This is a genomic window from Serratia sp. TSO36, assembly GCF_057808395.1.
Map to the genome: position 1 here is coordinate 20,510 of NZ_JBJZOU010000006.1, position 23,097 is coordinate 43,606.

The following is a 23,097-nucleotide window of genomic DNA, read 5'->3' on the forward strand; positions in this document are numbered from 1 at the left end:
GCTTGCTTAAGCCTGATATTAGGGGAAGCCGGGGGATGGGGTTCCCGCAGGGATGCCCCACCTCCGGGTCGCCCCGGGTATCTTGATTGCATCGCGCCGCACGCCTGGCATCTTGCGATACGCAGGCCGTGCGGCTTTGGGTACTACTTAACGTTATTATGCAGGGTATCCGTTAAATCACATCAATGCTGGGTCGAAACTTTGACCTCCCCCTCAGTTACGCTGTCGGCGGGCGCGGCCTGCGGCACCGGCACGTAAGGCGTTTCCTGGTCGGTGCGTTTCGGGTTCTTGTGCGCCGCCATCGCGGTTTTCACCCCGAAGAAGATGATGCTGTACACCACCAGCAGGAACAGAATGCTCAGCCCGGCGTTGGTGTAGTTGTTCACCACGATGTGGTTCATGTTGGCGATCTGCTGGGCGCTCAGCTCGGCGCCGCCTTCGGCGATCTTGCGCTTGTACTCGCCGGCCAGGAAGAAGAAGCCTTCCAGCTGCGGGTTGTCGCTGAACAGCTTAAGCCCCAGCGCGTAGGTGGTGCAGATCAGCAGCCACACCGCCGGCAGCACGGTCACCCAGATGTATTGGGTGCGCTTCATCTTAATCAGCACCACGGTGCCCAGCACCAGCGCCACGGCGGCCAGCATCTGGTTAGAGATGCCGAACAGCGGCCACAGGCTCTTCACGCCGCCGAGCGGATCCACCACGCCCTGATACAGCAGGTAGCCCCACAGCCCGACGCAGCCGGCGGTGCCGACGATGCCGGCCACCAGCGAGTCGGTTTTCTTCAGGAACGGCACGAAGTTGCCCAGCAGATCCTGCAGCATAAAGCGGCCGGAGCGGGTGCCGGCGTCCAGCGCGGTCAGGATGAACAGCGCCTCGAACAGAATGCCGAAGTGGTACCAGAAGCCCATGTTGGCGCCCGGAATGATCTGGTGGAACACGTGGGCGATGCCCACCGCCAGCGTTGGCGCGCCGCCGGCGCGGTTCAGCACCGAAGGTTCGCCGATGTCGGTGGCGGTTTGCAGGATCTGTTCCGGGCTGATGACGAAGCCCCAGGAGCTGACCGCCGCCGCCGCATGCACGGTGACGTCCTTCAGCGAAGCCATGATCATCGGCGCGTCTTCGGTGCCCAGGCGGTGCAGATCCGGCATGGTGATGCCCAGCGCCGCTGGCGGGGTGTTCATGGCGAAGTACAGGCCCGGCTCGATGATGGAAGCCGCCACCAGCGCCATGATGGCGACGAAGGACTCCATCAGCATCGCGCCGTAGCCGATAAAGCGCGCGTCGGTCTCATTGGCCAGCAGCTTCGGCGTGGTGCCGGAGGCGATCAGCGCATGGAAGCCGGAGACCGCGCCGCAGGCGATGGTGATGAACAGGAACGGGAACAGGGTGCCTTTCCACACCGGGCCGGTGCCGTCGACGAACTGGGTGACCGCCGGCATTTTCAGCTCAGGGTTGAGGATCACGATGCCGATCGCCAGCCCGACGATCACGCCGATCTTCAGGAAGGTCGCCAGGTAGTCGCGCGGCGCCAGGATCAGCCACACCGGCAGCAGGGCAGAGATGAACGCGTAGCCGATCAGCGTGAAGGTGATGGTGGTGTCTTTAAAGGTCAGCGCCGGGCCCCAGTACGGGTCGTGCGCCACCACGCCGCCGAACCAGATGGCGGCCACCAGCAGCACGATGCCGATGACTGACACTTCACCCACGCGGCCGGGGCGCAGGTAGCGCATGTAGATGCCCATAAACAGCGCGATTGGCACGGTGGAGCAGACGGTGAACACCCCCCACGGGCTTTCCGCCAGCGCTTTCACCACGATCAGCGCCAGCACCGCCAGGATGATGATCATGATCAGGAAGCAGCCGAACAGCGCGATGGTGCCCGGTATCGGCCCCATCTCTTTTTTGATGATCTCACCGAGCGAGGCGCCGTTGCGGCGCGAGGAGATGAACAGCACCATAAAGTCCTGCACCGCCCCCGCCAGCACCACGCCGCCCAGCAGCCACAGCGTGCCGGGCAGATAGCCGACCTGCGCGGCCAGCACCGGCCCCACCAGCGGCCCGGCGCCGGCGATGGCGGCGAAGTGGTGGCCGAACAGCACGTTCTTGTTGGTCGGCACGTAGTTGAGGCCGTCGTTGTTGACCACCGCCGGGGTGGCGCGGCCGGCGTCCAGCTTCATCACCCTGGTGGCGATGTACAGGCTGTAGTAGCGGTAGGCCACCAGATACACCGCCACCGAAGCGACGACGATCCACAGCGCGCTGATGTGTTCGCCGCGGCGCAGCGCCACCACGCCGAGGCAGGCTGCGCCGAGTATCCCCAGCAGCATCCACGGAATGTGCTTTAAAATCCCCTCTCGTTTCATGAGGTATCCTTAATTCCAGTCTGCAAAATATGAATGAACTCATCCGCTTGTAAGAGATGTCAGAGTGGCGCGGTGAGCCGTAGCGTCTTTCCCGAGGTAAGGCGGGTTTAGGAACAGCTCATCATCGCCGGGGGTAAGGGGGGAAGACAGGCGTATTTCGGTCAGCGGTCAGATCCGCCGGGTGAACGGTTGGATTGACGGGGTAAGCGGTTGGCGGCTGGTTTCATCATGTTTTGAATATAGTGGCGCAGTTGTGTCGGGTGAGAATCGTATATACCCTGCGTTAGGCAACGTATGGAAAAGGATAGAGACATGGAAGAACAAACAGAAGGCGTCAGCAGTGAAATGCGCGTCAAAATAAAAAAGGTGTTGCGTGAAATAGAAGCGCGATATGACGTAAGAGTGTTATATGCCTGTGAGTCCGGCAGCCGTGGATGGGGATTCGCCTCGCCGGACAGTGATTACGACGTGCGTTTCTTGTATGTGCATCGGCCTGAATGGTATTTGCGCGTTGAGACGCAGCGTGATGTGATCGAACTGCCGATAGATGATGAGCTTGACGTCTGTGGGTGGGAATGGCGCAAGTCGCTCGGCCTGTTAAAGCGAGCTAACCCGACGTTGATCGAATGGCTGGATTCACCGGTGGTTTATCGGCAGGATGCTGAAAGTGTAGAGGCGCTGAAAGGCGTCGTACCTGAGTGGTTTTCCGCAACGCGAGCACGCTGGCATTATCTTTCCATGGCGCGTAAAAATTTCCGCGGCTACTTACAAGGCGAGGAAGTGCGCCTAAAAAAATATTTCTACGTTCTGCGGCCATTGCTGGCCGTCCTTTGGATAGAAGCGGGCAAAGGGGTGCCGCCAATGCGTTTCGATCACCTGCTGGCTGGAACGGTGAGCGATCCATTGTTGTTAGCGGAAATTCATGCCTTGTTGGCGGTCAAAAAAAGAGCCGGAGAAGCAGAATACGGTCCCCGTAGGGAGCTGATACACGCGTTTATTCTGCAAGCGCTTAAGGCTCATGAACAACCGGCTGAATTACCTGATAGCTGCGCGCGCAGTGATTTCTCGCTCGACGAATTGCTTTATAAAACCGTCATGGCGTAATAGTCGTGTGGGTTGCCGATGAGGGGGCACAGGGGGCGTAATAATACCTTTCTGTGCTGTTGCATTGGCAATCACCGCCAGGCTGCCGCTGTTGCGAATGCAGACCCCGGAATAACCGGCCGGCTTTAACCCCCTGTTTTTCAGTTCGCTTACCGGGTGCCGAACGTTTCCGGCAGCCTGTCTCCTCAGGCCGTCTGCATGGCCTGCAGCAGGTGGATAAACGCGGCGCTGAGCGGCGGCGTCGCCGGCTCATGGCGGGTAAAGACGTAAAAGCGCGCGCTGATGTCGATCGCCTGCGTCGGGATTTTCTGCAGGTGCAGCTGCGGGGCGTAGTGCGCGACCACCCGATCGCTCAGCAGCGCGATATAGCCCTGCTGCCTGACCAGGCACCAGGTCGCCAGAAAGGAGTCGGTCTCGACGATCTGGCCGTGTGGCGTGTAGCGTTCGGCGATCTCGCGGATGGCGGCATGCCCCACCGAGCAGGAGCGCGGCACCACCCATTTGGCCTCGGCCGGCGGCTGCCCGGCTGCGGTTAGATCGCCTCCCTGATAGAGCGAGAAGCGCTCGCTTTTCAGCGCCTGCATGGCCAGATCGGCGCCGCCCGCCGCGCCGTTCAGGCTGCTGACCGCCAAATCCAGCTCGCAGTTTCGCAGCCGGGCCAGCAGGCCTTCCGGGCCGTCCTCCACCACCGTCACCCGGGTATGCGGGTAGCGGCGGTTGAAGCCTTCGAGCACCTGAGGCAGGTAGCATAGCAGCGGATCGACGCTCATCCCCACCCGCAGGCGCTTCTCGCCGTCAGCACTCAGGCCGCGCAGCTCGTCAAACGCGTTGAGCAACTGATTGGTGGCGGCGTCTATTCGCCGGTAAAACAGCTCGCCGACCGCCGTCAGGCGCACGCCGCGGTTGCTGCGCTCCAGCAGCCGCGCACCGATGGTCATTTCCAGCTCTTTCAGCACCCGGCTGAGCGTCGGCTGCGAGATGGCCAGCTTTTTCGCGGCCTCGTGCAAGCTTCCACAGTGGACAATGTCTTTGAACATCGTCAGATGCGCCAGCTTTGGCATGGTTTTCATGGTTGATCTCCCTGGAAGTGAAAGGCATCAGCCGGAGCCGGCGATGCGGCTGTAATAGGCCTGCTTCATCATGCTGTCGTTCAGCAATTTATTGATGGTTTGGTCGAGCACCGGCGTGGTGACGGAGGCCGGCATCAAGGTGGCGGTGATCTCCACGTCGTCGTCGCCGAAGGGTTCGATATCCAGATGCGAGATAAAGCAGTTTTCCCCTTGCAGCACCTGTTTGAATTTGGCCAGCGCCTCACGCTGCTCATGCTCGAAGGCAATGACGCAAATCTGGTAGGTAGACTCGCCGTTAACGTCATTGAAGGGCTGTTTGTTGACCATATTGACCAGCGGGCGCAACAGGGTGTTGGCGGCGAGCACGAACAGCGTGGCGGCCAGCGCGTCACCGTACAGGCCGCAGCCGGCGCAGGCGCCGACCGCCGCGGAGCCCCAGAGCGTGGCGGCGGTGTTCAGGCCGCGAATGTTCATCCCTTCCTTCATGATGGCCCCGGCGCCGAGAAAGCCGACGCCGGAGACCACGTAGGAGATGACGCGCACCGCGCCGCCGCTGCCGTCGATGGTCATGGCCAGATGGACGAAGATCGCCGCGCTGGTGGCCACCAGCGTGTTGGTGCGCAGCCCGGCGGTGCGCTGGCGGAACTGTCTTTCGTAGCCGATGGCGGCGCCCAGGACGGATGCGGTCAGCAGCGTCAGCAGTGTATGAATGAAGTGCATGATAATAACTCGATGTATTATCCGCTTATCATGAGCCACCCGTGGCGGGGTAACTCTTGATAAACAGGTAGTTAAGTTGGCGGGATTCCGTCCCGCCAGGCCAGGGCGGCGCTCAGTGCGCGGCGGCGATCTGCCGGCTGAGCGTCTCGCTGATTTTGTCCGTCAGCGGCTGCATCCCCTCGCGGGTGCGCGCCTCGCGGCGCTGCGTGATGTGATAGCAGCCGTCGAGGGTGCCGGCGCCCAGCAGGAGGACGCGGTCAGACATCATCACCGCCTCCTCTACGCTGTGGGTAACCAGCACGATGGAGCGGGTTTTGATTTGGCGCGTGCTCCAGATACGCAGCAGATCGCTGCGCAGGTGTTCGCCGGTATAGACGTCCAGCGCGGAAAAGGGCTCGTCCAGCAACAGCAGCATCGGTTCTACCGCCAGTGCGCGCGCGAAGCCGACCCGCTGGCGCATGCCGCCGGAAAGCTCGCGCGGGTAGGCGTCGCGGTAGGGCGAGAGCCCGACCAGATCGAGCATTTTCAGCGTCTGGGCTTCGACCACCTGCGGCGGCAGATCCTGCGCCTGCAGCCCGAAGGCGATATTTTGGTAGACGTTCAGCCACGGGAAAATGGCGAAGGTCTGGAACACCATGTTGATCTGCGGATTCGGCCCCGAGACTTTTTTATCCCCCAGCATCACGGTGCCCAGATCCGGCGCGATCAGGCCGGAAAGAATGCGCAGCAGGGTGGATTTACCCGAGCCGGACTGCCCCAAAATGCTGACGACCTCGTTGTCGTAAAGGCGCAAATTGATTTCATTCAGCACCAGACGTTTTTCTTTACCGGTAGGCTGAACGCTTTTGCTGACGTTATTGACCGTCAGCAGCGTGGTTTTTTTTACCAACATGATCTGTCTCCACCCAATTAAAAATATGAGCATGGAAAAAGGGCCGATATTTATCGCCGGGCAGGCGTAAAATAAATGCGGGTGCAAATAAGCCTGACCGTTATCGGACTGTTAATACGCTTATGCTGGAGGGGTTAGCCCATCGGGCGTGCCGGTGCGGCATGCGCGGAGGCCAGAGGCTGAAGGGTAAAGCGAAGGGATGCTATAACTGACTCATATCCTGACACTTTCAGGATGCAATGGGATGACTATTGCTCCTGTGACCTCAGCGATTCCAACAATAAAATAAACAACCAACTGTCGCCGTCCATATCATTCTCCCGTTATTTTTCGTGTGGCCATAATACGCGTGCCATAGCCTGTTATTCAATGTGGTTACGCCGAATTATGGCGGCAAAATGTAATTTAATATGAATGCGGGAAAGATTTTCTTTGTTCATTAAACGGGGCGTAAACGGAAGGTGCGAGAATGAATATAGGCATCATTTTATGGAAATATAAACCTGAATTAAACGAGAGAATAAGAGGCCAGCGGAAAGTCACATAATAAACCGGCCGGAGAGCGCCCTCCGGCCGGGATGAGGATCAGAACTGATACATGATGCCGGTTTCGACGATGTCGTCGGCGCCGGCGCCGACGGCGTTCTGCCGTTGCAGCAGGTTGAGTTTGTACTCCACGTAGGTCGACATGTTGGCGTTGAAGCTGTAATTCAGCGCCAGATCCAGGTATTTGACCAGATCGGCGTCGCCAATGCCGGGCAGGTTGCGGCCGCGCGTTTGCAGGTAGGCCACCGAGGGCGTGACGCCGGAATCGAAGTGATACTGCGCGACCGCCTCAATAGCGTCCGCGCGGGGGGCGAAGCCGGCGTAGCGATCGCCGTCGACGTAGGTCATGTTCTCGGTGCGCGCGTAGCTTGCCGCCAGGTAGAGGTTGTCCTGGTCGTATTTCAGCCCCAGGGTCCAGGCCCGGGCGCGATCGCCGTCAGCCAGGCCGAAGCGCTGTTGCGCCACGGTGCGCGCAGAGTTGGCGTAAGCGGCGCCAACGTTGAGCCCCACGCCGGTGTCGTAGGTGGCGGAAAAGGCGTAGCCATCGCCGTTTTGCGTCTGGATATCCTTCGCCCGTTGAGCGTCGTCTCCCCGATTCTTCCCCTGATATTGCAGGCCGAGATCCAGGCCGTCGACCAGACCACCCAGGCTGCGGCTGTGGTAGGTCAGCAGGCCGTTGGCGCGGCCGGTCATAAAGTTGTCGGCCGCTTCGTAGCTGTCGTTGCCGAATTCAGGCAGCACGTCCGTCCAGCCGGCCACGTCATACAGCAGGCCGTAGTTGCGGCCGTAATCCAGGCTGCCCCAGTGGCCGAACGTCAATCCGGCAAAGCCCAGGCGGGTATAGCTGTCGCCCGGCCCGGCGCTCTCCGGCTGATCGAGCCCTGCCTGATATTCCCATTGGCCATACCCCGTCAGCCCGTCGCCGATCTGCGTCTCGCCTTTGAAGCCGAAGCGGGTATAGGAGCGGTCGCCGTTATTGTCGGCGTCGCTGCTGAAGTAATGCACGCCGTTCAGTTGGCCGTACAGATCCAGTTTATTGCCGTCTTTATTGACGATTTCCGCGCCGGTGGCGGCCGCCGGCAGCAGGATGACCAGCGTCATCAGCACGCTTTTATGGTTCATTTCAGTTCCCCAAGTGGATGAAAACAGGGCCGTTAACCGGCTGATTGCGCTTGCGCGATTTTTTTGTACAGGCAGCTGCGGATCCGATCGTTGAGGTGCCGCAGGCTGTCCCGGTTGCGCGCCGCACGCGGGATATTGACGCTGAACTCGTCGTCGATCCGTTTGCTGGTCGCGTCCAGGATCAGCACCCGATCGGACATCAGCACCGCTTCTTCGACGTCGTGTGTCACCATCACCATGGCGCGCGTGCGCAGCCGGTTGTCTCCCCACAGCGTCAGCAGGTCGCCCCGCAGTTTTTGCGCGGTAAAGATATCGAGGGCGGAGAAGGGTTCGTCCAGCAGCAAGAGGTCGGGCTCTACCGCCAACGCCCGGGCGAAGCCCACCCGTTGACGCATGCCGCCCGAGAGCTCGCGCGGCCAGGCGTGCTCATAGCCGGTCAGGCCCACCAGGCGCAGCAGCGCTCCCAGCCGCTCGGCGATCGTCTGCGGCGGCAGCCGTTGCGCCAGCAGGCCGAAGGCGATGTTGTCGTACACCGTTAGCCAGGGATAGAGCGCGTAGGACTGAAACACCATGCCGACGTTGGCGCTCGGGCCGTCGACCGGTTTGCCCGCCAGCGTGAGCGTGCCGCTGTCCGGTGGGATCAGCCCGGCCAGCATGCGCAGCAGCGTGGACTTGCCCGAGCCGGATTGCCCCAGAATGGTGACGAACTCGCCGGCGTGCACGGTCAGCGTCACGTCGCGCAGCACGGGTTTGGGGCGCTTTTTTTCGCCGATAAACGTCTTGTTCAGCCGGCTGGCGCTGATAATTACCTCTTGAGTCAGCATGTTGTTCCCCCTTGCTCAGTCATATTTGAATTTGGTTTCCGCGATGCGATACAGCGGTTGCCAGACGAAGATGATGCACAGCGCCACCAGCGCGCACATGGCGGCGCAGCCCAGCGCGGACTCCGGGTTCTTGCCGGCGTCGGTGACGACGGAAATAAACGCGCCCAGCCCGGTGGCGCTGAGGGTGGTGCTGCCCCACTGGATCACCTCGGCGGCGATGGCGCTGTTCCAGGCGCCGCCGGCGGCGGAGATGATGCCCGTCACGATGTAGGGGAAAATCGCCGGCAGCATGTAGTAGCGCCACCAGCGGCAGCGGCGCAGCCCGAAGGTTTCGCTGACTTCGGTGATCTGCGTCGGAATGGCGGATACGCCGGCGATCACGTTAAACAACACGTACCACTGGGTGCCCAGCATGATCATCGGGATGGCCCACCAGCCGAGATCCTGATGATAAATGGCGATGAAGGCGGCGATCAGCGGGTAGAAAATGTTGGGCGGAATGGCCGCCAGGATCTGGATGATCGGCTGGAAGATCTTCACCAGCCGCGGATTCATGCCGATCCACACCCCCAGCGGCGTGAAGATCGCCACGCTGAGCAGCATGGCCGCGGCCACGCGCGCGGTGGTGAGCAGCATCCATTCCGGCAGCATGGCGAAGTACTGTTTGGGGAAGTATTCCCACAGCCGGTAACCGAACCAGACGCAGGCCAGCACCACGCCGAGATACCACAGGCTGCGCCACAGCCAGTTTCCCTTGGCGGCGAGCCTGAACAGGCGGTGCAGGCCGAAGGCGTACCACAGCCGCGGCAGCTTGAACAGCCACAGGTCAGCCAGCGCGCGCAGCGTGTGGCCCAGTGCCGCACCGACGTGCGAAAAGGCCAGACTGTTGTAGAACCACGGATTGCCGAGCGGCCGGCTGGCGGTGACGTCTTCGTATTTGAAGCGCGCGGTGTAGCGCACCAGCGGGCGGAAAACCAGCTGATCGAGCAGCACGATGTTGGCGGCCAGCGCGACGATCGCATACAGGATCGCCGGCACGTTCTGCTGCGCCAGCGCTTCGGCGATATAGGAGCCGACGCCGGGCAGCTCGACCGAGCGATCGCCGACCGGAATGGCTTCGGAGGCCACCAGGGCGAACCAGGCGGCGGATTGCGACACCATGGCGTTCCACAGCAGGCCCGGCACCGAATAGATGAACTCCAGCCGCCAGAAGCGTTGCCACGGGTTGTAATTGAAGCTGCGGGCGGCTTCATCCAGCTCCTTGGGCACGATGCGCAGCGTCTGATACAGCGTCAGCATCATGTTCCAGGCCTGGCCGGTAAACACCGCGAAGATGGCGGTGCACTCCAGCCCCATCACGCTGTGCGGGTAGAGGTTGAGAAAATACACGGTCGTGAAGGTCAGGAACCCTACCAGCGGCACCGACTCCATAAAGTTGACGAAGGGCAGGATCACCCGGCGCAGTGGCGTATAGCGTGCGGCCAGCACGGCGAATACTACAGAAAACAGCAGCGACCAGGCCATGCCGAGGAGAAAGCGCATGCTGGTTCTGAGCGAATAATAAAGCAGGTTCCAGGCATCAAGACTAATGGCAGAGACGTTTTGTTCATTGAAGTCACCGTGCATGTCACCCCAGGCACGAATAAAAAAGGCAATGAAAAAAACACCGATGGCGATAACGATAAAGTCATTTAAATAAGACTTTCTGAAAACAGATGTACCCCGGTTATTTTGCATAACGCAATACCTTATTTTTCCCATAAGAAATCCGTCGGCGCTCGGGGAATATGCCCGGCGACACCAGATAAATACCGCCGTAGCGGTTGAGACAGACGTTGTTTTCGCAGCGGGGCGATGGGTGGGCCGGCAGAGTGGGAAAGGCCGTCAGAAGGGGAGCGGTTGCCGCATTCCGTGTCTTTCAGAATGCAACCTGGATGGCATTACTGAAAGACGCCCAATAGCATTAGCGTAAAACTAAAACTTTCATCGCCCATGGGGCCCTCCTCGGTTTAAATATGGCAGGGAAAGGGTAATGTTTTTCGCCAATAAAAAGCAATTGGCGCCGCGCGGTTTTTACGGTTGATGTGTAACAGGATAAATATTCATTTTTTAATCGCTATATCCGGAAAATAAAATAACGCATTGTGGTGGCGATAAAGACGGAAAAAATAAATCGCGGCGAAATAAAACGGCGCGCCTGAAGGGTGCGCGCCGCCGTAAATCAATAAACCTGCCTGCCGTTGATGCCGGCGGGGAAAATGCCGGTGGCGAAAATATGCCCGTTGGCCTGGATCTGGTCGTCGGGCAGCATCTCCAGCGGGAACTCGGCCGCCAGGCAGCTGAGAAAGGCGTTGCGATCGTCGGTGGTGGTAAAGCCAATCAGATCGTAGAACAGCAGCGACGCGATCAGCTGGCGATGTTCCGGGATGCGCCGCAGCAGCGCCGCCGACGGGAACGGCAGGTGGAAGAAAAACGCGCAGGCGTTAAGCAGCCCTTGCTCCTTCAGCGCCTGGGCGCAGGGCAGCAGTTGGTAGTCGTCGATGCAGACGGTATCGCCGGGGCACAGGTGCTCGCAGGCGATATCGGCAAACCGGCGGTTCAGCTGCCGATAGGCGCGGTAGTTTTCCGGCGTGAAGTGAGCCTTCTCCGGCTGGTTGTGGAACACCGGCCACAGGCCGTCGTGGTAATAGCCCTGATAGTGGCGGCGAAACTCCTCGATCGACAGCGGAAAGGTCACCTGATCGTAACCGGCGCGCTGCCGGCAGCTGATCGGGCGCTGCGCGAAATTCTGCACGTCGCCGTTCCAGCCGAGCCACAGCCCCGGTTCGGCATCGGTCGCCAGCGTCTGGCCGGCGCAGGCCAGATCCTTACCGTCGCACTGCTTGTTGGAAATCAGCACCAAACGAGACATGGGGGTCTCCTCATCAGTGAAGGGCGCGCAGGGCGTGTGCCGAACCATCGGCGCGCCAGGGTGCTTGCAGGGCGGGCAGCGTGACGCGCAGGCCGCGCAAGGCCGGATGCGCCAGGCAGCAGCGCGTCAGCCAGCTTCCCAACCCTACGCCGCGGTATTCGGCGCTGACGAACAGTTCGCTCACCGAGGCGAAGGTGGCGTAATCGGTCACCATGCGGGCGAAGCCGAGCAGATGGCGCTTGCGGTACAGGCCAAAGCACAGGCCGTGGTGCACCAGGCGCTCGGCCGCCGCCCGATCCGGCAAGCTGAGAAAACGTTGGATCGCATCGATATCCAACAACTGCCGATCGGTGCTGATATGAAAAACGCCTTTGCGCCAGCAGAGCAGCGGCTGCACGGGCGCCCGTTGCGGTTGCATATTCATGATTATCCTTAGGTTAATGAACCGGGGGTTACAGCATCCAGCCGAGTTCGGCGGCGGTGACCTGTTCCTCGAAGCGGCGCAGTTCGGCGCTTTTGCAGGTGTGCCATAGGGTGCAGAACGCCGGGCCAAGCAGCTCACGCAGCGGATCGCTGTGGCGGAACAGCGCCAGCGCCTCCTGCTGGCCGAGCGGCAAGGGCGCGGCGTTGTCGCTCTCGCAGCCGTTGGCGGCGGGCGGCAGCGGCAGCGGGTGTTCCAGCCCGTGCAGCAGGCCGCCGAGCATCACCGCCAGCGCCAGATAAGGGTTGGCGTCGGCGCCGGCCAGGCGGTATTCGATGCGCTGGTTGGCGCTGTCGGCGCAGGGCAGGCGCAGCGCCACCGTGCGGTTGTTGTGGCCCCAGGAGGCGCGCAGCGGCACGTGCATGCCGGGGCGGAAGCGGCGAAACGCGTTGATGTTGGGCGCCAGGATCGCCATCGACGCCGGCATCAGCGCCAGCATGCCCGCCATCGCCTGCTGCATGTTGTCGCTCAGTTCGCCCGGCGCGCCGGTCAGCAGGTTCTCGCCGTGCTCGTTCTGCAGGCTGATGTGGAAATGCAGCCCGCTGCCGGCGGCGTGGGCGCAGGGCTTGGCCATAAAGCAGGCGTGCTGGTGATGTTGCTCGGCAATCTGCCGCGTCAGGCGCTTTAGCGCCATGATCTGGTCGCAGGCTTCCAGCACCCGCCGGCTGTGATGCAGATTCAGCTCGTATTGGCCGGAGGCGGCTTCGGCCACCACGCCGGTCAACGGCAGGTTTTGCAGCCGCGCGTGCCGTTCGATGTCGCTCAGCAGCGCATGGTGGCGCTCCGGCGCATCCACCGCGAAGCTCTGCGTTGGGCAGGTTTCCGCCGCGGCGGGGTGCTGCGGATCCTGCAGGTAGAACTCCAGTTCGGCCGCTACCACCGGGAAGCAGTTGCGCTCGTGCAGGCGCTTCAGCACCCGTTGCAGCACCACGCGCGGCTCCAGCTCGCAGGCGCCACCGTCGGCATTTTGCATCGTCAGCAGCAGCTGGGCGTGGCGTTCGGGATCGCGCGCGCAGGGGCGCAGCGTGCCGGGCACCGGCAGGCACAGACGGTCCGGCTCGCCCGCCCGCTGCCCCAGCCCGCTTTCTTCAATCACCCGGCCGTGCAGATCCAGAGCGTAGATCGACAGCGGGAAGTAGCAGCCTTTCTCCAGCCCAAAGGCTTCGGCGATCGGCAGCCGCTTGCCGCGCAGCTGGCCGTTCAGATCGTGCAGATAAATATCCAGCTGCTCGGTCTGCGGATAGCGCTGCAGGTAGTGTTCCAGCTCTTTGTGGAAGGCGCGCGTTGGCGAAGCGGGCAGCTCCGCCAGCAGCGGATTGAAGCCGATGATATTAGAATGCATGGCGTGCTCCAGAACGACGACCGGTCACGGCCAGAGGCAGGGATAAACGCATGGGACAACTCTCTTGTGAGGCCATAGCGGCGATGTGAAAAGGGTATCTGCGGCGGCAAAAACTGTCTGTAAAAACGCCGTAACGTTAACGGGGCGCAGAATAAAAATGCCGTAAAGAGCGTGGCGGCGTTGGCGGGTTGGCCGCGCCGGCACGGTCTATACTGGCGAGACGGGCCGTTGAAGGAGAGATAACGATGAAGAGAATAGGGCTGCTTATCGTCGCGCTGGCCGCGTTCAACGCCACCGCGTCTTCCCCACAGGCGTGGGCCGAGAGCGAAAGGGCGATGCGCGCCGCCTGCCTGAAAGCCAGCGGGCTAAAAAACGCCAGGGTGGAAGGGGCGATCGTTCACTACGGCGACGACGTCGGCTATTCGGCGCTGTTTATCGGCGGGCGCTACCCGCAGCCGTTTATGAAAAATAAGCCGGGCAGGGAGCTGTGCTTATATCAGCGCGCCACGCAGAAGGCGGCGGTGCAGGCGGTGGAGGGGAGCAACGCGTCTGCTCAACCTTGATGCTTGATGAGGTAAATAAAAATACAGCCCACGGTGGTAATAATGGCCTCTACGAGTAAAAGTATAAAATCCATCGCCAGCCATTTCTGTAGCTCAGGAGAGGCGGTTTTTTGCACGAAATCATAGGTTTTCGCATCGAGCCAAACCTGACCCCTAATCTTGATTTTTTTCCTCTTCAGGATCCAAAGAAACCACTGTGCCTTCAATGAGGTACCTAGCATGCCGAGGCTATCGGCAAAGGCGAGGTAGGGCGGAATAAAATGTCCACTGCCGGCGTAATGTTGATAGAACGCGTCAAACTCTTTTTTATGGCGACGGTAGCCAATGAATTGGATGCAGGCGCTTAAAACCAGCAGCGTTAAGCATAATATGACAAGGGTTTTCATTGAGCAGCCTGAATCACGACATTCTCGCTATTATCATAAAGATCAATGCCATGATGAAGAGCACGCCTTCCAGCGCCAAAAGCGTGCCGTTATTTTTCATCCAGGTCTGCAAGCGTTCAGATGATGAAAGACGAACAAATTCATAGGTCTTGGCGGGAAGATATTGGTTTTTCTTTACCTTGATTTTCTTCCCGCAAAGGATCCATCTGAACCATTGGGCTTTGATGGAAGTACCTAAAGAGCCAAGGCCATCGGCAATTGCGACGTGAGCAGGGACAAAGTGGCCCTGTTGGGTATAGCGTTGATAAAAAACATCGAACTCGCGTTTATAGCGACGAGAGTAAATATATTGAACAAGCCAACAAAGTAAGAGCAGCACGGCTGCAATAAGTGATGCTGTTTTCATAAGCCACCGGCTAAGGTTCAAGGGGCGTTATGCCTTGCTCAAAAAAGCAAAGATACACATCAACGCCAAACCCCCCATTTTCAGCACGCTTAAGATGAAGTCTTTTCGAAGCCAGTTTTTGAGGCGTTGAGATGTGTTTTCATTCACGAATTCGTAGGTTTTTGGGCTCAGAAAAGCGTTTTTCCCTATCTTTATTTTTCTGCCATTCAATATCCAACGGAACCATTGCGCTTTGATAGACACACCGAGCAAACCAAGGTTATCCGCGAAGATGACAAATGGAGGCAAGGGATGGGCGCTTTGTACATAACGTTGATAGAATTCAGAAAATTCTTTTTTATAGCGCCGATAGTAAAGGTACTGAACCAGGGCGCTAATCAATGTCAGAGTGAAGAACAGGACGATAGCGATTTTCATTATTCACCAAAAATGAAACCAGTAATGCTGTCGGCGGCTACATCGCCACCCCAACTGCCAGCTGCGCCACCCAGAGCAGCGCCTGCTATACCGCAAGCTAAAATACCGGTACCAAACGTGGAGGCGCCTAAGACGATACTACAAGCTGTCATTGCTAACATCGCACCACCTTCACCCCCCAAAATCCCCGCCGCAGTACTTGCCGCAAAATGACTGTATCCCTTCACCGCGATCTTGGCGCACTCCTGTTCACGGCCGGTGGTGCAGGCGTTGTAGACGTCGTTGGTGGTGTTCAGCCCACTCAATCCGATGCCTATCCAGCCGCCGGCTTTCATAAACTTGGCCGCACGGCTGGCGCTGTCGACGTAGTTCGAATAGCCCTTGATGGCACCGACGCCGGCGGTGCTCCATTCATGCACCAGCGATTTACTGGAGAGCCCCAGCGCGTGTTTGATTTGCGCATATTCTTTCATATTGAGTTGAGCACGAGTAAGGCGATTCAGTAACGGTTTTAATGTACCGAACAGCCGCGCTCGTTCCACCTGAAACTGCGTGCCAATCAAAGCGCCACTCGTGCGGAACTGATTTTGGTAGGTTTTTTCAATCTCGACCAGGATATTTTTGATCTGGCTGAAGTAGCGTTCTCCGGCATCCGAAGCCAGCCCGACGACGTTTCCCCATAGCTGGTGAAGGCGGCGATAGCGGCGTAATTGCGGTGCAAGAAGGTGGAGAAATCGCTGTCACCGGCTTTCACCGCTTTGCTGGTGCGGCTCTTGGCCTGCATCAGGGCGGCGATCGGCGTAGATTGATTATGATTGCGCGGATCGGCGACGATCAGCATTTGCCCCGGTTGAACCAGCGGCGTATCGGCATTGAGCTGCATAAAAAAGCGTGCCGCTTCGGATGGCTTGCCACCGAACAGGTAGTTGGCGTGGAAGGCGAGCGGGCCGGTTTGTTGGGCGATGCAATAGCCCGGTGCGATGCTGCTGGACTTCTGTTCCATGTCGAAAAGCCTCCTTATTTTTAGGAAACTTAACATTTTCTACAGGGTGGTAACAGGTTCTGGCTCACGCTCTCGATCGGAGAATCATCTGAAAACAGCGGTATTTCGCTAAATCTGCCACTCCTTTCCTCTTTTCGATTGAATTGCTGAATGGTGTCTTATCGGTTTCTTTTGCGAGTTGCCAGGCAAAACGCCAACGGCGGTCTGGAGAAAATTATATATTCCGGTCTATCGTCTTGTCATAGATTGTACTCTATAATCAGGAGATGCCATGTGGACGGTAATGACAACGGAAGAGTTTGATCGGTGGCTCTGTGAGCAGGATGAATCGACGCAGGAAAAGGTGTTGGCCGCGCTGGTGATGCTCGAGCGTGCCGGGCCTTCTCTCCGGCGGCCTTTTGTCGACGTGCTGAAAGGTTCGTTGCATCCCAACATGAAAGAGCTGCGTATTCAGCACAAAGGGCGGCCGATTCGCGCCTTTTTCGCCTTCGATCCGGCGCGGCAGGCGATTGTGCTGTGTGCGGGCGACAAAACGGGTAATGAGAAGCGGTTTTATAAAGTGATGCTGCCCATTGCGGATGCGCAGTTCACCCAATATTTGATGTGTTATTTCAAGGAGTAACCCATGAGCACCTTAAAGCAACTGCTGGCCTCCCGCACCCCGGAGAGCCGCCGGCGCATCGAGGAAATGGCCGAAGAGATGCTGTTTGAAGCGCACCTGCACCAGCTGCGGGAAGCGCTGAATATTTCCCAACAGGAACTGGCGAAAACGCTGGGCATTTCCCAGCCTTCGGTCGCGGCCATCGAAGGGCGCGGCAACGAGCTGAAGATTTCGACCCTGAAACGCTACGTGGAAGCGATGGGCGGCACGCTGCGCCTGGACGTTGAGCTGCCGGGCGGCAAGCACGTCGGGTTTACGGTCTAAGGGCGGGCTGCGCGCCACTCTCCGCCATTTCCCGTTCGATCACGGTCGCCAGCGCCTGCGCGGCGGAAGAGAGTTGGTGCTGCGCCAGGCGGATCAGGCCCACGCGCCGTTCGATGATCGGGCCGATCAGCGGCACGCAGACCGCCCCCAGCTCATCCATCTGTTGCTCGCACAGCGCCGGCACCGCGCTGGCGCCGAGGCCGTTGGCCACCATGCGCCCGACCGTCACCAGCTGGTGGCTTTCAAACGCCACCTCCAGCGTTCGCCCGCTGCGGGCCAGTTCTTGTTCCAGCAGCAGCCGCACCGCCGATGGCCGCTGCAGGGTGATGAAATCCAGCGTCAGCAGCTCCTTCCAGCTTACCTGCGCCTTGCGCGCCAGCGCCGAATCCTTCGGCACCACCGCCAGAAAGCGATCGCGACACAGCGGGGTGAAGTGCAGGGTGTCGCTCGGCTCCGGCTCGAAGGCGATGCCCATCTCTACCCGCCCTTCGCGGATCATTTCAAACACCTGCTCGTTGATGACGTCGTGCACCGCCACGTTGATGCCGGCGTAACGATCGCGAAACGCCTTGAGGATCGGCGGCAGCGGGTTGCCGGCGAACGACGGCATGGCGGCGATCGCCACCTTGCCCATCTGCAGGGTGAAGCGCTGGCACATCGCCTCTTCCGCGTTGTCCCAGTCCGCCAGCAGCTGGCGCGCCATCGGGAAGAAGGTTTCCCCCTCCGGCGTCAGCGTCACCCGGCGGGTGGTGCGCAGCAGCAGCGGCCCGCCCAGCGCGTCTTCCAGCCCACGGATCGCCAGGCTGAGCGCCGGCTGAGAAATATTCAGCCGCTCGCTGGCCTGGGCGAAGTTCAGAGTGTGAGCTACCGCTAAAAACGCGCGTAACTGTTTGATGCTCATTTTCATTTTGGTTGGCGTTAACTCTTTGTTAATTGTCGGTTAACGTGTGATTAATAAAAATTCTAAATGAATGAGGCATAAAAACAAAATTAACAAATCATTTTTGTGACCTGAAGATGCCCTCACGCAAGCCAGGGCATTTCGCCCTGCGCCGCAACATGCAGGGGCAACGATATGGCAGGGCTCGACAAACGCGTCGGCAGCTACCAGGAAGCGCTGGCAGGCCTGACGGACAACATGACGGTGCTGGCGGGCGGCTTTGGCCTGTGCGGCATCCCGGAAAATCTGATCGAAGAGATCCGCCGGCGCGGCGTGCGCGGGTTGACGGTGGTCTCCAACAACTGCGGCGTCGACGGGTTCGGCCTCGGGCGGCTGTTGGAAACCCATCAGATCCGCAAGGTGGTGGGATCTTACGTCGGCGAAAACGCGCTGTTCGAGCAGCAGGCGCTCAGCGGCGAGCTGGAGGTCGATCTCACGCCGCAGGGCACGCTGGCGGAGAAGATCCGCGCCGGCGGCGCCGGTATCCCGGCGTTCTTCACCGCCACCGGTTACGGCACGCCGATCGCCGAAGGCAAAGAGGTGCGCGAGTTCAACGGCCGCCCTTACATCATGGAAACCGCCATCACCGGCGATTTCGCCATCGTTAAAGGCTGGAAGGCCGATCACTTCGGCAACGTCATCTACCGCCACACCGCACAGAACTTCAATCCGCTGATGGCGACCGCCGGGCGCATCACGGTGGTGGAAGTGGAAGAGATCGTCGCACCGGGCGAGCTGGATCCGGCGGCGATCCACACCCCCGGCATCTACGTCGATCGGCTGATTCAGGGCACCTTCGAAAAGCGTATCGAACAACGCACCCTGCGGGCATAAGGAGAATTCGCATGCTTACCCGTGAACAAATGGCGCAGCGCGTGGCGCAAGAGCTGAGGGATGGTTACTACGTTAACCTGGGCATCGGCATCCCGACGCTGGTGGCCAACTACGTGCCGGTGGGCATGGACGTGATGCTGCAGTCGGAAAACGGCCTGCTGGGGATGGGCGAGTTCCCGACCGAGCAGCAGCTGGACGCCGACATGATCAACGCCGGCAAGCAGACGGTCACCGCGCGCCTCGGCGCGTCGATCTTCGATTCGGCGCAGTCGTTCGCCATGATCCGCGGCGGCCACGTCGATCTGACCGTGCTGGGGGCGTTTGAAGTGGACGTCGAGGGCAACATCGCCTCGTGGATGATCCCCGGCAAGATGGTCAAGGGCATGGGCGGCGCGATGGATCTGGTGGCGGGGGCGGAGAACATCATCGTGGTGATGACCCACGCCTCGAAGGGCGGCGAGTCCAAGCTGCTGCCGCGCTGCACGCTGCCCCTGACCGGCGCCAACTGCATCCGCAAGGTATTGACCGATCTGGCCTATCTGGAAATAGAAGACGGCGCCTTCGTGCTGCGCGAACGCGCGCCGGGCGTCAGCGTGGCGGAGATTGTCGCCAAAACCGCCGGCCGGCTGATCGTGCCGGAGCAAGTGCCGGAAATGCGTTTCTGAGACGGAGGTGAATGTGCAACAACGTGAAGTGGTGATCGTGGCGGCGACGCGTACGCCGGTCGGCAGTTTTCACGGCGCGTTGGCGCCGTTGACGGCGGTGGAATTGGGCACGGCGGCGGTGCAAGGGCTGCTGGCGCAAAGCGGGGTGGCGCCGCAGCAAATTGATGAAGTGATCCTCGGCCAGGTGCTGACCGCCGGCTGCGGGCAGAATCCGGCGCGCCAGACCGCGCTGAATGCCGGGCTGCCCGTGACGACGCCGGCGCTGACCATCAACAAGGTGTGCGGCTCTGGTTTGAAGGCGGTGCATCTGGCGGTGCAGGCGATCCGCAGCGGCGACGCCGAGGCGGTGATCGCCGGCGGCCAGGAGAGCATGAGCCAGTCGCCTTACCTGATGGCCGGCGCGCGCGCCGGTCTGCGCCTCGGCCACGCGCAGATGGTGGACAGCGTGATCCACGATGGCCTGTGGGACGCGTTCAACGACTACCACATGGGCATCACCGCCGAGAACCTGGCGGAGAAATACGCCATCAGCCGCGCCGAGCAGGACAGCTTCGCGCTGCGCTCGCAGCAGAAGGCGCAGGCGGCGCAGCAGGCCGGGCGTTTCGCGCAGGAGATCACGCCGGTGACGGTGCCGAAGCCGAAGGGCGAGGCGCTGCTTGTTAAGCACGACGAGCAGCCGCGCGACACCAGCCTGGAGGCGCTGGCGCGGCTGCGCCCGGCGTTTCGCAAGGAGGGCACGGTGACCGCCGGCAACGCCTCTTCGCTCAACGACGGCGCCGCCGTGGTGTTGCTGATGAGCGCGGAAAAAGCCGCTGAATTGCGTTTGCCGGTGCTGGCGCGCATCGCCGGTTACGCCTCGTCGGGCGTCGATCCGGCGATCATGGGCATCGGCCCGGCGCCGGCCGCGCGCTGCTGCCTGGAGAAAGCCGGCTGGCGGCTGGAGGAGGTCGATCTGATCGAAGCCAACGAAGCCTTCGCCGCGCAGGCGCTGGCGGTGGGCAAAGAACTGGGCTGGGAGGCGGAGCGGGTCAACGTCAACGGCGGGGCGATCGCGCTGGGGCATCCGATCGGCGCGTCCGGCTGCCGCATTTTGGTGTCGCTGCTGTACGAAATGCAGCGCCGCGGGGTGAACAAGGGGCTGGCGATGCTGTGCATCGGCGGCGGGCAGGGCGTGGCGCTGGCGGTAGAGCGCCCGTAAACAACCGAGGAGGGCACGATGCAGTCATCTGACTATGCGGTACTGGGCGCCGGATTGATGGGGGTGGGCATCGCCACCCACTTTATTCGCCACGGCCATGAGGTGCTGCTGTATGACCCGGATCCGCAGCGCCTGGCGGAAGCGACGGCGGTGGCGAGCGGCATTCTGGCCGAGCTGAGCGACGTCGGGCAGTTTGATAACGATGAGCGCGACGCGGCGCTGGCGCGGCTGCGCGTGACCGGCGATCTGAACGACGTGGCGCGCGCCCGGCTGCTTATCGAGGCGATCCCGGAACGGCTCGAGCTGAAACACGCGCTGTATGAGCAGTTGGAAGGGCTGATCGCCGACGACGCGGTGATTGCCAGCAACACCAGCGGCCTGCCGCCGGACGAGCTGGCGGCGCGCATGACCCACCCGCAGCGCCTGCTGATCGCCCACTTCTGGCACCCGCCGCACCTGATCCCGCTGGTGGAGATCGTACCCGGCCGCGCCACCGATCCGCGCCATCTGGCGGCGGTGCAGGTGCTGCTCGTCGGGATGGCGCTGGAGGCGGTGCTGCTGGAGCGCGCCGCGCCGGGGTTTGTCGGCAACCGGCTGCAGTTTGCGGTGCTGCGCGAGGCGCTGCACATCGTCCACAGCGGCATCGCCAGCGCCGAGGTGGTGGATCAGGTGATGCGCGCCTCGCTGGGGCGGCGCTACGCCATGGTCGGCCCGCTGGAGGCCGCCGACATGACCGGGCTGCCGACGGTGGCGGACATCGCCCGCCACCTGTTCCCGGAGCTGGCGACCGGCGACGAGATGATGGCGCTGGTGGAACAGCGGCTGCAGCGCGGCGATACCGGCCAGCGCAGCGGTCGGGGATTTTATCTTTGGGATGACGCACGCAGGGAACGCATTCAACGGCGACGGGCGCATCAGCTGCGCTTTGCGCTGAAACCGTAATTTCGCACTCCGTACCTGACAATAACAACGATACTGAGGTGACCGATGAGCGTTTTGATTGCCCTGGCAGCACTGGGATTACTGATGCTGGCCGCCTACCGCGGCTACAGCGTGATTTTGTTCGCCCCGATCGCCGCGCTGGGCGCGGTGCTGTTGACCGATCCCGGCGCGGTGGCGCCGACCTTCACCGGGCTGTTTATGGAGAAGATGGTCGGCTTCGTGAAGCTCTACTTCCCGGTGTTCCTGCTGGGGGCGGTGTTCGGCAAGCTGATCGAGCTGTCCGGCTTCTCCCGTTCGATCGTCGCGGCGGCGATCCGCATTCTCGGCCGGCGTCACGCCATTCCGGTGATCGTGCTGGTGTGCGCGCTGCTGACCTACGGCGGGGTGTCGCTGTTCGTGGTGGCGTTCGCGGTCTATCCGTTCGCCGCCGAGCTGTTCCGCCAGAGCGGTATCCCCAAGCGGCTGATCCCGGCCACCGTGGCGCTCGGCGCTTTCTCCTTCACCATGGACGCCCTGCCGGGCACGCCGCAGATCCAAAACATCATCCCGACCAGCTTCTTCGGCACCAATGCCTGGGCCGCGCCCTGGCTGGGGCTGATCGGCTCGCTGTTCATCATCGCGGTCGGTCTGCTGTATCTTGAACGCCAGCGGCGCAAGGCGCAGCTGAAGGGAGAAGGGTACGGCACCGATCTGCTGAACGAGCCGGAAACCCCGGACGACATCAACCTGCCGAACCCGCTGATCGCCATCCTGCCGCTGATTTTGGTCGGGGTATTCAACCTTGGCTTCACCCATTGGATCCCGCAGTGGTACGGCGCCAGCCACGAGCTGACGCTGCCGGGGCTGGCCAAGCCGATCGCCACCGACGTGGCGAAGATCACCGCCATCTGGGCGGTGGAAGCGGCGCTGGTGTCGGGTATTCTGCTGGTGGTGGTGTTCGGTTTTCGCAATATTCGTGGCCGGCTGGCGGAAGGCAGCAAGACGGCGGTCGGCGGGGCGATTCTGGCGGCGATGAACACCGCCTCCGAATACGGCTTCGGCGCGGTGATCGCCGCGCTGCCGGGCTTTTTGGTGCTGTCGCAGGCGCTGTCGGCGATCCCCAATCCGCTGCTGAACGAAGCGATCAGCGTCACCCTGCTGGCCGGCATCACCGGATCGGCCTCCGGCGGCATGAGCATCGCGCTGGCGGCGATGGCCGATAATTTCGTGGCCGCCGCCCACGCCGCGCATATCCCGCTGGAAGTGCTGCACCGCGTGGCCTCGATGGCCAGCGGCGGCATGGACACCTTGCCGCACAACGGCGCGGTGATCACCCTACTGGCGATCACCGGCCTCAGCCACCGGCAGGCCTATGGCGGCATCTTCGCCATCACCCTGATCAAGAGCGCCGCGGTGCTGTTCGTGATCGGCGTGTTCTACCTGACCGGCATTGTTTAAAGGAGC

23 protein-coding genes and 1 pseudogene are annotated in these 23,097 nt (G+C 61.1%); 9 read left to right on the forward strand and 15 right to left on the reverse strand.

What is annotated here, in order from left to right:
• Positions 1 to 182: 182 nt before the first annotated feature.
• The gene (locus ACK3CV_RS03125; RefSeq protein ID WP_164038519.1) at positions 183 to 2,363 is read right to left on the reverse strand and encodes a carbon starvation CstA family protein; all 2,181 of its coding nucleotides are present in this window, start codon (positions 2,361 to 2,363) and stop codon (positions 183 to 185) included.
• A gap of 312 nt (positions 2,364 to 2,675) precedes the next feature.
• Between ACK3CV_RS03125 and ACK3CV_RS03130 the strand changes: the two genes are divergently transcribed.
• Positions 2,676 to 3,467: a nucleotidyltransferase domain-containing protein gene (locus ACK3CV_RS03130; RefSeq protein ID WP_164038516.1), complete on the forward strand. Its 792-nt coding sequence runs from the start codon at positions 2,676 to 2,678 to the stop codon at positions 3,465 to 3,467.
• Positions 3,468 to 3,652: 185 nt separating this feature from the next.
• On the opposite strand, the gene ACK3CV_RS03135 is transcribed toward ACK3CV_RS03130, so the two are convergent.
• From ACK3CV_RS03135 to ACK3CV_RS03175, 9 genes are all read right to left on the reverse strand, one after another.
• Positions 3,653 to 4,537 carry a LysR family transcriptional regulator gene (locus ACK3CV_RS03135; protein ID WP_033648583.1) on the reverse strand — a complete coding sequence of 295 codons (885 nt, stop codon included), beginning with the start codon at positions 4,535 to 4,537 and terminating at the stop codon, positions 3,653 to 3,655.
• 27 nt (positions 4,538 to 4,564) lie between these two features.
• Positions 4,565 to 5,257 (reverse strand): MgtC/SapB family protein, encoded by a 693-nt coding sequence (locus ACK3CV_RS03140; protein WP_019453282.1) that lies wholly within the window; start codon positions 5,255 to 5,257, stop codon positions 4,565 to 4,567.
• A 112-nt stretch (positions 5,258 to 5,369) separates the two neighbouring features.
• Positions 5,370 to 6,149: an ABC transporter ATP-binding protein gene (locus ACK3CV_RS03145; protein WP_041037732.1), complete on the reverse strand. Its 780-nt coding sequence runs from the start codon at positions 6,147 to 6,149 to the stop codon at positions 5,370 to 5,372.
• Between the two features lie 585 nt (positions 6,150 to 6,734).
• Positions 6,735 to 7,817: a porin gene (locus ACK3CV_RS03150; protein ID WP_033652812.1), complete on the reverse strand. Its 1,083-nt coding sequence runs from the start codon at positions 7,815 to 7,817 to the stop codon at positions 6,735 to 6,737.
• Positions 7,818 to 7,849: 32 nt separating this feature from the next.
• The gene (locus ACK3CV_RS03155) at positions 7,850 to 8,641 is read right to left on the reverse strand and encodes an ABC transporter ATP-binding protein (RefSeq protein WP_164038512.1); all 792 of its coding nucleotides are present in this window, start codon (positions 8,639 to 8,641) and stop codon (positions 7,850 to 7,852) included.
• A 15-nt stretch (positions 8,642 to 8,656) separates the two neighbouring features.
• Positions 8,657 to 10,183, reverse strand: coding sequence for an ABC transporter permease subunit (locus tag ACK3CV_RS03160; protein ID WP_164038509.1), 1,527 nt, complete (start codon positions 10,181 to 10,183; stop codon positions 8,657 to 8,659).
• A 679-nt stretch (positions 10,184 to 10,862) separates the two neighbouring features.
• Complete coding sequence (locus tag ACK3CV_RS03165; protein WP_033652815.1) at positions 10,863 to 11,552, reverse strand: trehalose-6-phosphate synthase; 690 nt, start codon at positions 11,550 to 11,552, stop codon at positions 10,863 to 10,865.
• 13 nt (positions 11,553 to 11,565) lie between these two features.
• Complete coding sequence (locus tag ACK3CV_RS03170) at positions 11,566 to 11,976, reverse strand: GNAT family N-acetyltransferase (protein WP_060443701.1); 411 nt, start codon at positions 11,974 to 11,976, stop codon at positions 11,566 to 11,568.
• Between the two features lie 28 nt (positions 11,977 to 12,004).
• Positions 12,005 to 13,375: a glutamine synthetase family protein gene (locus ACK3CV_RS03175; protein ID WP_039567579.1), complete on the reverse strand. Its 1,371-nt coding sequence runs from the start codon at positions 13,373 to 13,375 to the stop codon at positions 12,005 to 12,007.
• 245 nt (positions 13,376 to 13,620) lie between these two features.
• Here ACK3CV_RS03175 and ACK3CV_RS03180 point away from each other — a divergent pair, with 245 nt between their 5' ends.
• Positions 13,621 to 13,938 carry a hypothetical protein gene (locus ACK3CV_RS03180; RefSeq protein ID WP_060426418.1) on the forward strand — a complete coding sequence of 106 codons (318 nt, stop codon included), beginning with the start codon at positions 13,621 to 13,623 and terminating at the stop codon, positions 13,936 to 13,938.
• Here the strand turns inward: ACK3CV_RS03180 and ACK3CV_RS03185 are convergent.
• The 4 genes and pseudogenes from ACK3CV_RS03185 to ACK3CV_RS03200 all read right to left on the reverse strand — a co-directional run bounded on the left by ACK3CV_RS03185 (position 13,929) and on the right by ACK3CV_RS03200 (position 16,150).
• Positions 13,929 to 14,324 carry a hypothetical protein gene (locus ACK3CV_RS03185; RefSeq protein WP_164038506.1) on the reverse strand — a complete coding sequence of 132 codons (396 nt, stop codon included), beginning with the start codon at positions 14,322 to 14,324 and terminating at the stop codon, positions 13,929 to 13,931. The genes ACK3CV_RS03180 and ACK3CV_RS03185 overlap by 10 nt on opposite strands.
• Before the next feature lie 13 nt (positions 14,325 to 14,337).
• Positions 14,338 to 14,730: a hypothetical protein gene (locus ACK3CV_RS03190; protein ID WP_033652821.1), complete on the reverse strand. Its 393-nt coding sequence runs from the start codon at positions 14,728 to 14,730 to the stop codon at positions 14,338 to 14,340.
• 27 nt (positions 14,731 to 14,757) lie between these two features.
• Positions 14,758 to 15,147 carry a hypothetical protein gene (locus tag ACK3CV_RS03195; protein WP_039567571.1) on the reverse strand — a complete coding sequence of 130 codons (390 nt, stop codon included), beginning with the start codon at positions 15,145 to 15,147 and terminating at the stop codon, positions 14,758 to 14,760.
• Positions 15,147 to 16,150 (reverse strand): annotated as a pseudogene (locus ACK3CV_RS03200) (hypothetical protein). The gene ACK3CV_RS03195 and the pseudogene ACK3CV_RS03200 overlap by 1 nt, the downstream one beginning before the upstream one ends.
• A 271-nt stretch (positions 16,151 to 16,421) precedes the next feature.
• Between ACK3CV_RS03200 and ACK3CV_RS03205 the strand changes: the two are divergent.
• Together ACK3CV_RS03205 and ACK3CV_RS03210 are read left to right on the forward strand one after the other, a co-directional pair.
• On the forward strand, positions 16,422 to 16,772 hold the full coding sequence (locus ACK3CV_RS03205; protein WP_033645671.1) for a type II toxin-antitoxin system RelE/ParE family toxin: 351 nt from the start codon (positions 16,422 to 16,424) through the stop codon (positions 16,770 to 16,772).
• A 3-nt stretch (positions 16,773 to 16,775) separates the two neighbouring features.
• Positions 16,776 to 17,075 (forward strand): helix-turn-helix domain-containing protein, encoded by a 300-nt coding sequence (locus ACK3CV_RS03210; RefSeq protein WP_019453270.1) that lies wholly within the window; start codon positions 16,776 to 16,778, stop codon positions 17,073 to 17,075.
• Here the strand turns inward: ACK3CV_RS03210 and ACK3CV_RS03215 are convergent.
• Positions 17,065 to 17,982 (reverse strand): LysR family transcriptional regulator, encoded by a 918-nt coding sequence (locus ACK3CV_RS03215; protein WP_164038504.1) that lies wholly within the window; start codon positions 17,980 to 17,982, stop codon positions 17,065 to 17,067. The genes ACK3CV_RS03210 and ACK3CV_RS03215 overlap by 11 nt on opposite strands.
• Positions 17,983 to 18,150: 168 nt before the next feature.
• Between ACK3CV_RS03215 and ACK3CV_RS03220 the strand changes: the two genes are divergently transcribed.
• The 5 genes from ACK3CV_RS03220 to ACK3CV_RS03240 are packed head-to-tail and all read left to right on the forward strand — an operon-like array spanning position 18,151 to position 23,091.
• Entirely contained in the window at positions 18,151 to 18,849 is a 699-nt protein-coding gene (locus ACK3CV_RS03220) for a CoA transferase subunit A (RefSeq protein WP_004933280.1), read from the forward strand.
• 11 nt (positions 18,850 to 18,860) lie between these two features.
• Complete coding sequence (locus ACK3CV_RS03225; protein WP_161725309.1) at positions 18,861 to 19,514, forward strand: CoA transferase subunit B; 654 nt, start codon at positions 18,861 to 18,863, stop codon at positions 19,512 to 19,514.
• A 13-nt stretch (positions 19,515 to 19,527) separates the two neighbouring features.
• Positions 19,528 to 20,712 (forward strand): acetyl-CoA C-acetyltransferase, encoded by a 1,185-nt coding sequence (locus ACK3CV_RS03230; protein WP_164038501.1) that lies wholly within the window; start codon positions 19,528 to 19,530, stop codon positions 20,710 to 20,712.
• A gap of 18 nt (positions 20,713 to 20,730) precedes the next feature.
• The gene (locus ACK3CV_RS03235) at positions 20,731 to 21,654 is read left to right on the forward strand and encodes a 3-hydroxyacyl-CoA dehydrogenase family protein (protein ID WP_060388159.1); all 924 of its coding nucleotides are present in this window, start codon (positions 20,731 to 20,733) and stop codon (positions 21,652 to 21,654) included.
• Positions 21,655 to 21,699: 45 nt separating this feature from the next.
• Complete coding sequence (locus ACK3CV_RS03240) at positions 21,700 to 23,091, forward strand: GntP family permease (protein ID WP_033636935.1); 1,392 nt, start codon at positions 21,700 to 21,702, stop codon at positions 23,089 to 23,091.
• Positions 23,092 to 23,097: the final 6 nt, after the last annotated feature.

Excerpts from the sequence above, each read along its gene's own strand:
- ACK3CV_RS03205 (WP_033645671.1), top strand. The coding sequence starts at position 16,422 with ATGTGGACGGTAATGACAACGGAAGAGTTTGATCGGTGGCTCTGTGAG.
- ACK3CV_RS03140 (WP_019453282.1), bottom strand. The coding sequence starts at position 5,257 with ATGCACTTCATTCATACACTGCTGACGCTGCTGACCGCATCCGTCCTG.
- ACK3CV_RS03220 (WP_004933280.1), top strand. The coding sequence starts at position 18,151 with ATGGCAGGGCTCGACAAACGCGTCGGCAGCTACCAGGAAGCGCTGGCA.
- ACK3CV_RS03125 (WP_164038519.1), bottom strand. The coding sequence starts at position 2,363 with ATGAAACGAGAGGGGATTTTAAAGCACATTCCGTGGATGCTGCTGGGG.
- ACK3CV_RS03210 (WP_019453270.1), top strand. The coding sequence starts at position 16,776 with ATGAGCACCTTAAAGCAACTGCTGGCCTCCCGCACCCCGGAGAGCCGC.
- ACK3CV_RS03235 (WP_060388159.1), top strand. The coding sequence starts at position 20,731 with ATGCAGTCATCTGACTATGCGGTACTGGGCGCCGGATTGATGGGGGTG.
- ACK3CV_RS03165 (WP_033652815.1), bottom strand. The coding sequence starts at position 11,552 with ATGTCTCGTTTGGTGCTGATTTCCAACAAGCAGTGCGACGGTAAGGAT.
- ACK3CV_RS03170 (WP_060443701.1), bottom strand. The coding sequence starts at position 11,976 with ATGAATATGCAACCGCAACGGGCGCCCGTGCAGCCGCTGCTCTGCTGG.
- ACK3CV_RS03190 (WP_033652821.1), bottom strand. The coding sequence starts at position 14,730 with ATGAAAACAGCATCACTTATTGCAGCCGTGCTGCTCTTACTTTGTTGG.
- ACK3CV_RS03215 (WP_164038504.1), bottom strand. The coding sequence starts at position 17,982 with ATGAAAATGAGCATCAAACAGTTACGCGCGTTTTTAGCGGTAGCTCAC.
- ACK3CV_RS03225 (WP_161725309.1), top strand. The coding sequence starts at position 18,861 with ATGCTTACCCGTGAACAAATGGCGCAGCGCGTGGCGCAAGAGCTGAGG.
- ACK3CV_RS03240 (WP_033636935.1), top strand. The coding sequence starts at position 21,700 with ATGAGCGTTTTGATTGCCCTGGCAGCACTGGGATTACTGATGCTGGCC.
- ACK3CV_RS03180 (WP_060426418.1), top strand. The coding sequence starts at position 13,621 with ATGAAGAGAATAGGGCTGCTTATCGTCGCGCTGGCCGCGTTCAACGCC.
- ACK3CV_RS03195 (WP_039567571.1), bottom strand. The coding sequence starts at position 15,147 with ATGAAAATCGCTATCGTCCTGTTCTTCACTCTGACATTGATTAGCGCC.
- ACK3CV_RS03145 (WP_041037732.1), bottom strand. The coding sequence starts at position 6,149 with ATGTTGGTAAAAAAAACCACGCTGCTGACGGTCAATAACGTCAGCAAA.
- ACK3CV_RS03155 (WP_164038512.1), bottom strand. The coding sequence starts at position 8,641 with ATGCTGACTCAAGAGGTAATTATCAGCGCCAGCCGGCTGAACAAGACG.
- ACK3CV_RS03160 (WP_164038509.1), bottom strand. The coding sequence starts at position 10,183 with ATGCGCTTTCTCCTCGGCATGGCCTGGTCGCTGCTGTTTTCTGTAGTA.
- ACK3CV_RS03150 (WP_033652812.1), bottom strand. The coding sequence starts at position 7,817 with ATGAACCATAAAAGCGTGCTGATGACGCTGGTCATCCTGCTGCCGGCG.
- ACK3CV_RS03185 (WP_164038506.1), bottom strand. The coding sequence starts at position 14,324 with ATGAAAACCCTTGTCATATTATGCTTAACGCTGCTGGTTTTAAGCGCC.
- ACK3CV_RS03175 (WP_039567579.1), bottom strand. The coding sequence starts at position 13,375 with ATGCATTCTAATATCATCGGCTTCAATCCGCTGCTGGCGGAGCTGCCC.
- ACK3CV_RS03130 (WP_164038516.1), top strand. The coding sequence starts at position 2,676 with ATGGAAGAACAAACAGAAGGCGTCAGCAGTGAAATGCGCGTCAAAATA.
- ACK3CV_RS03135 (WP_033648583.1), bottom strand. The coding sequence starts at position 4,537 with ATGAAAACCATGCCAAAGCTGGCGCATCTGACGATGTTCAAAGACATT.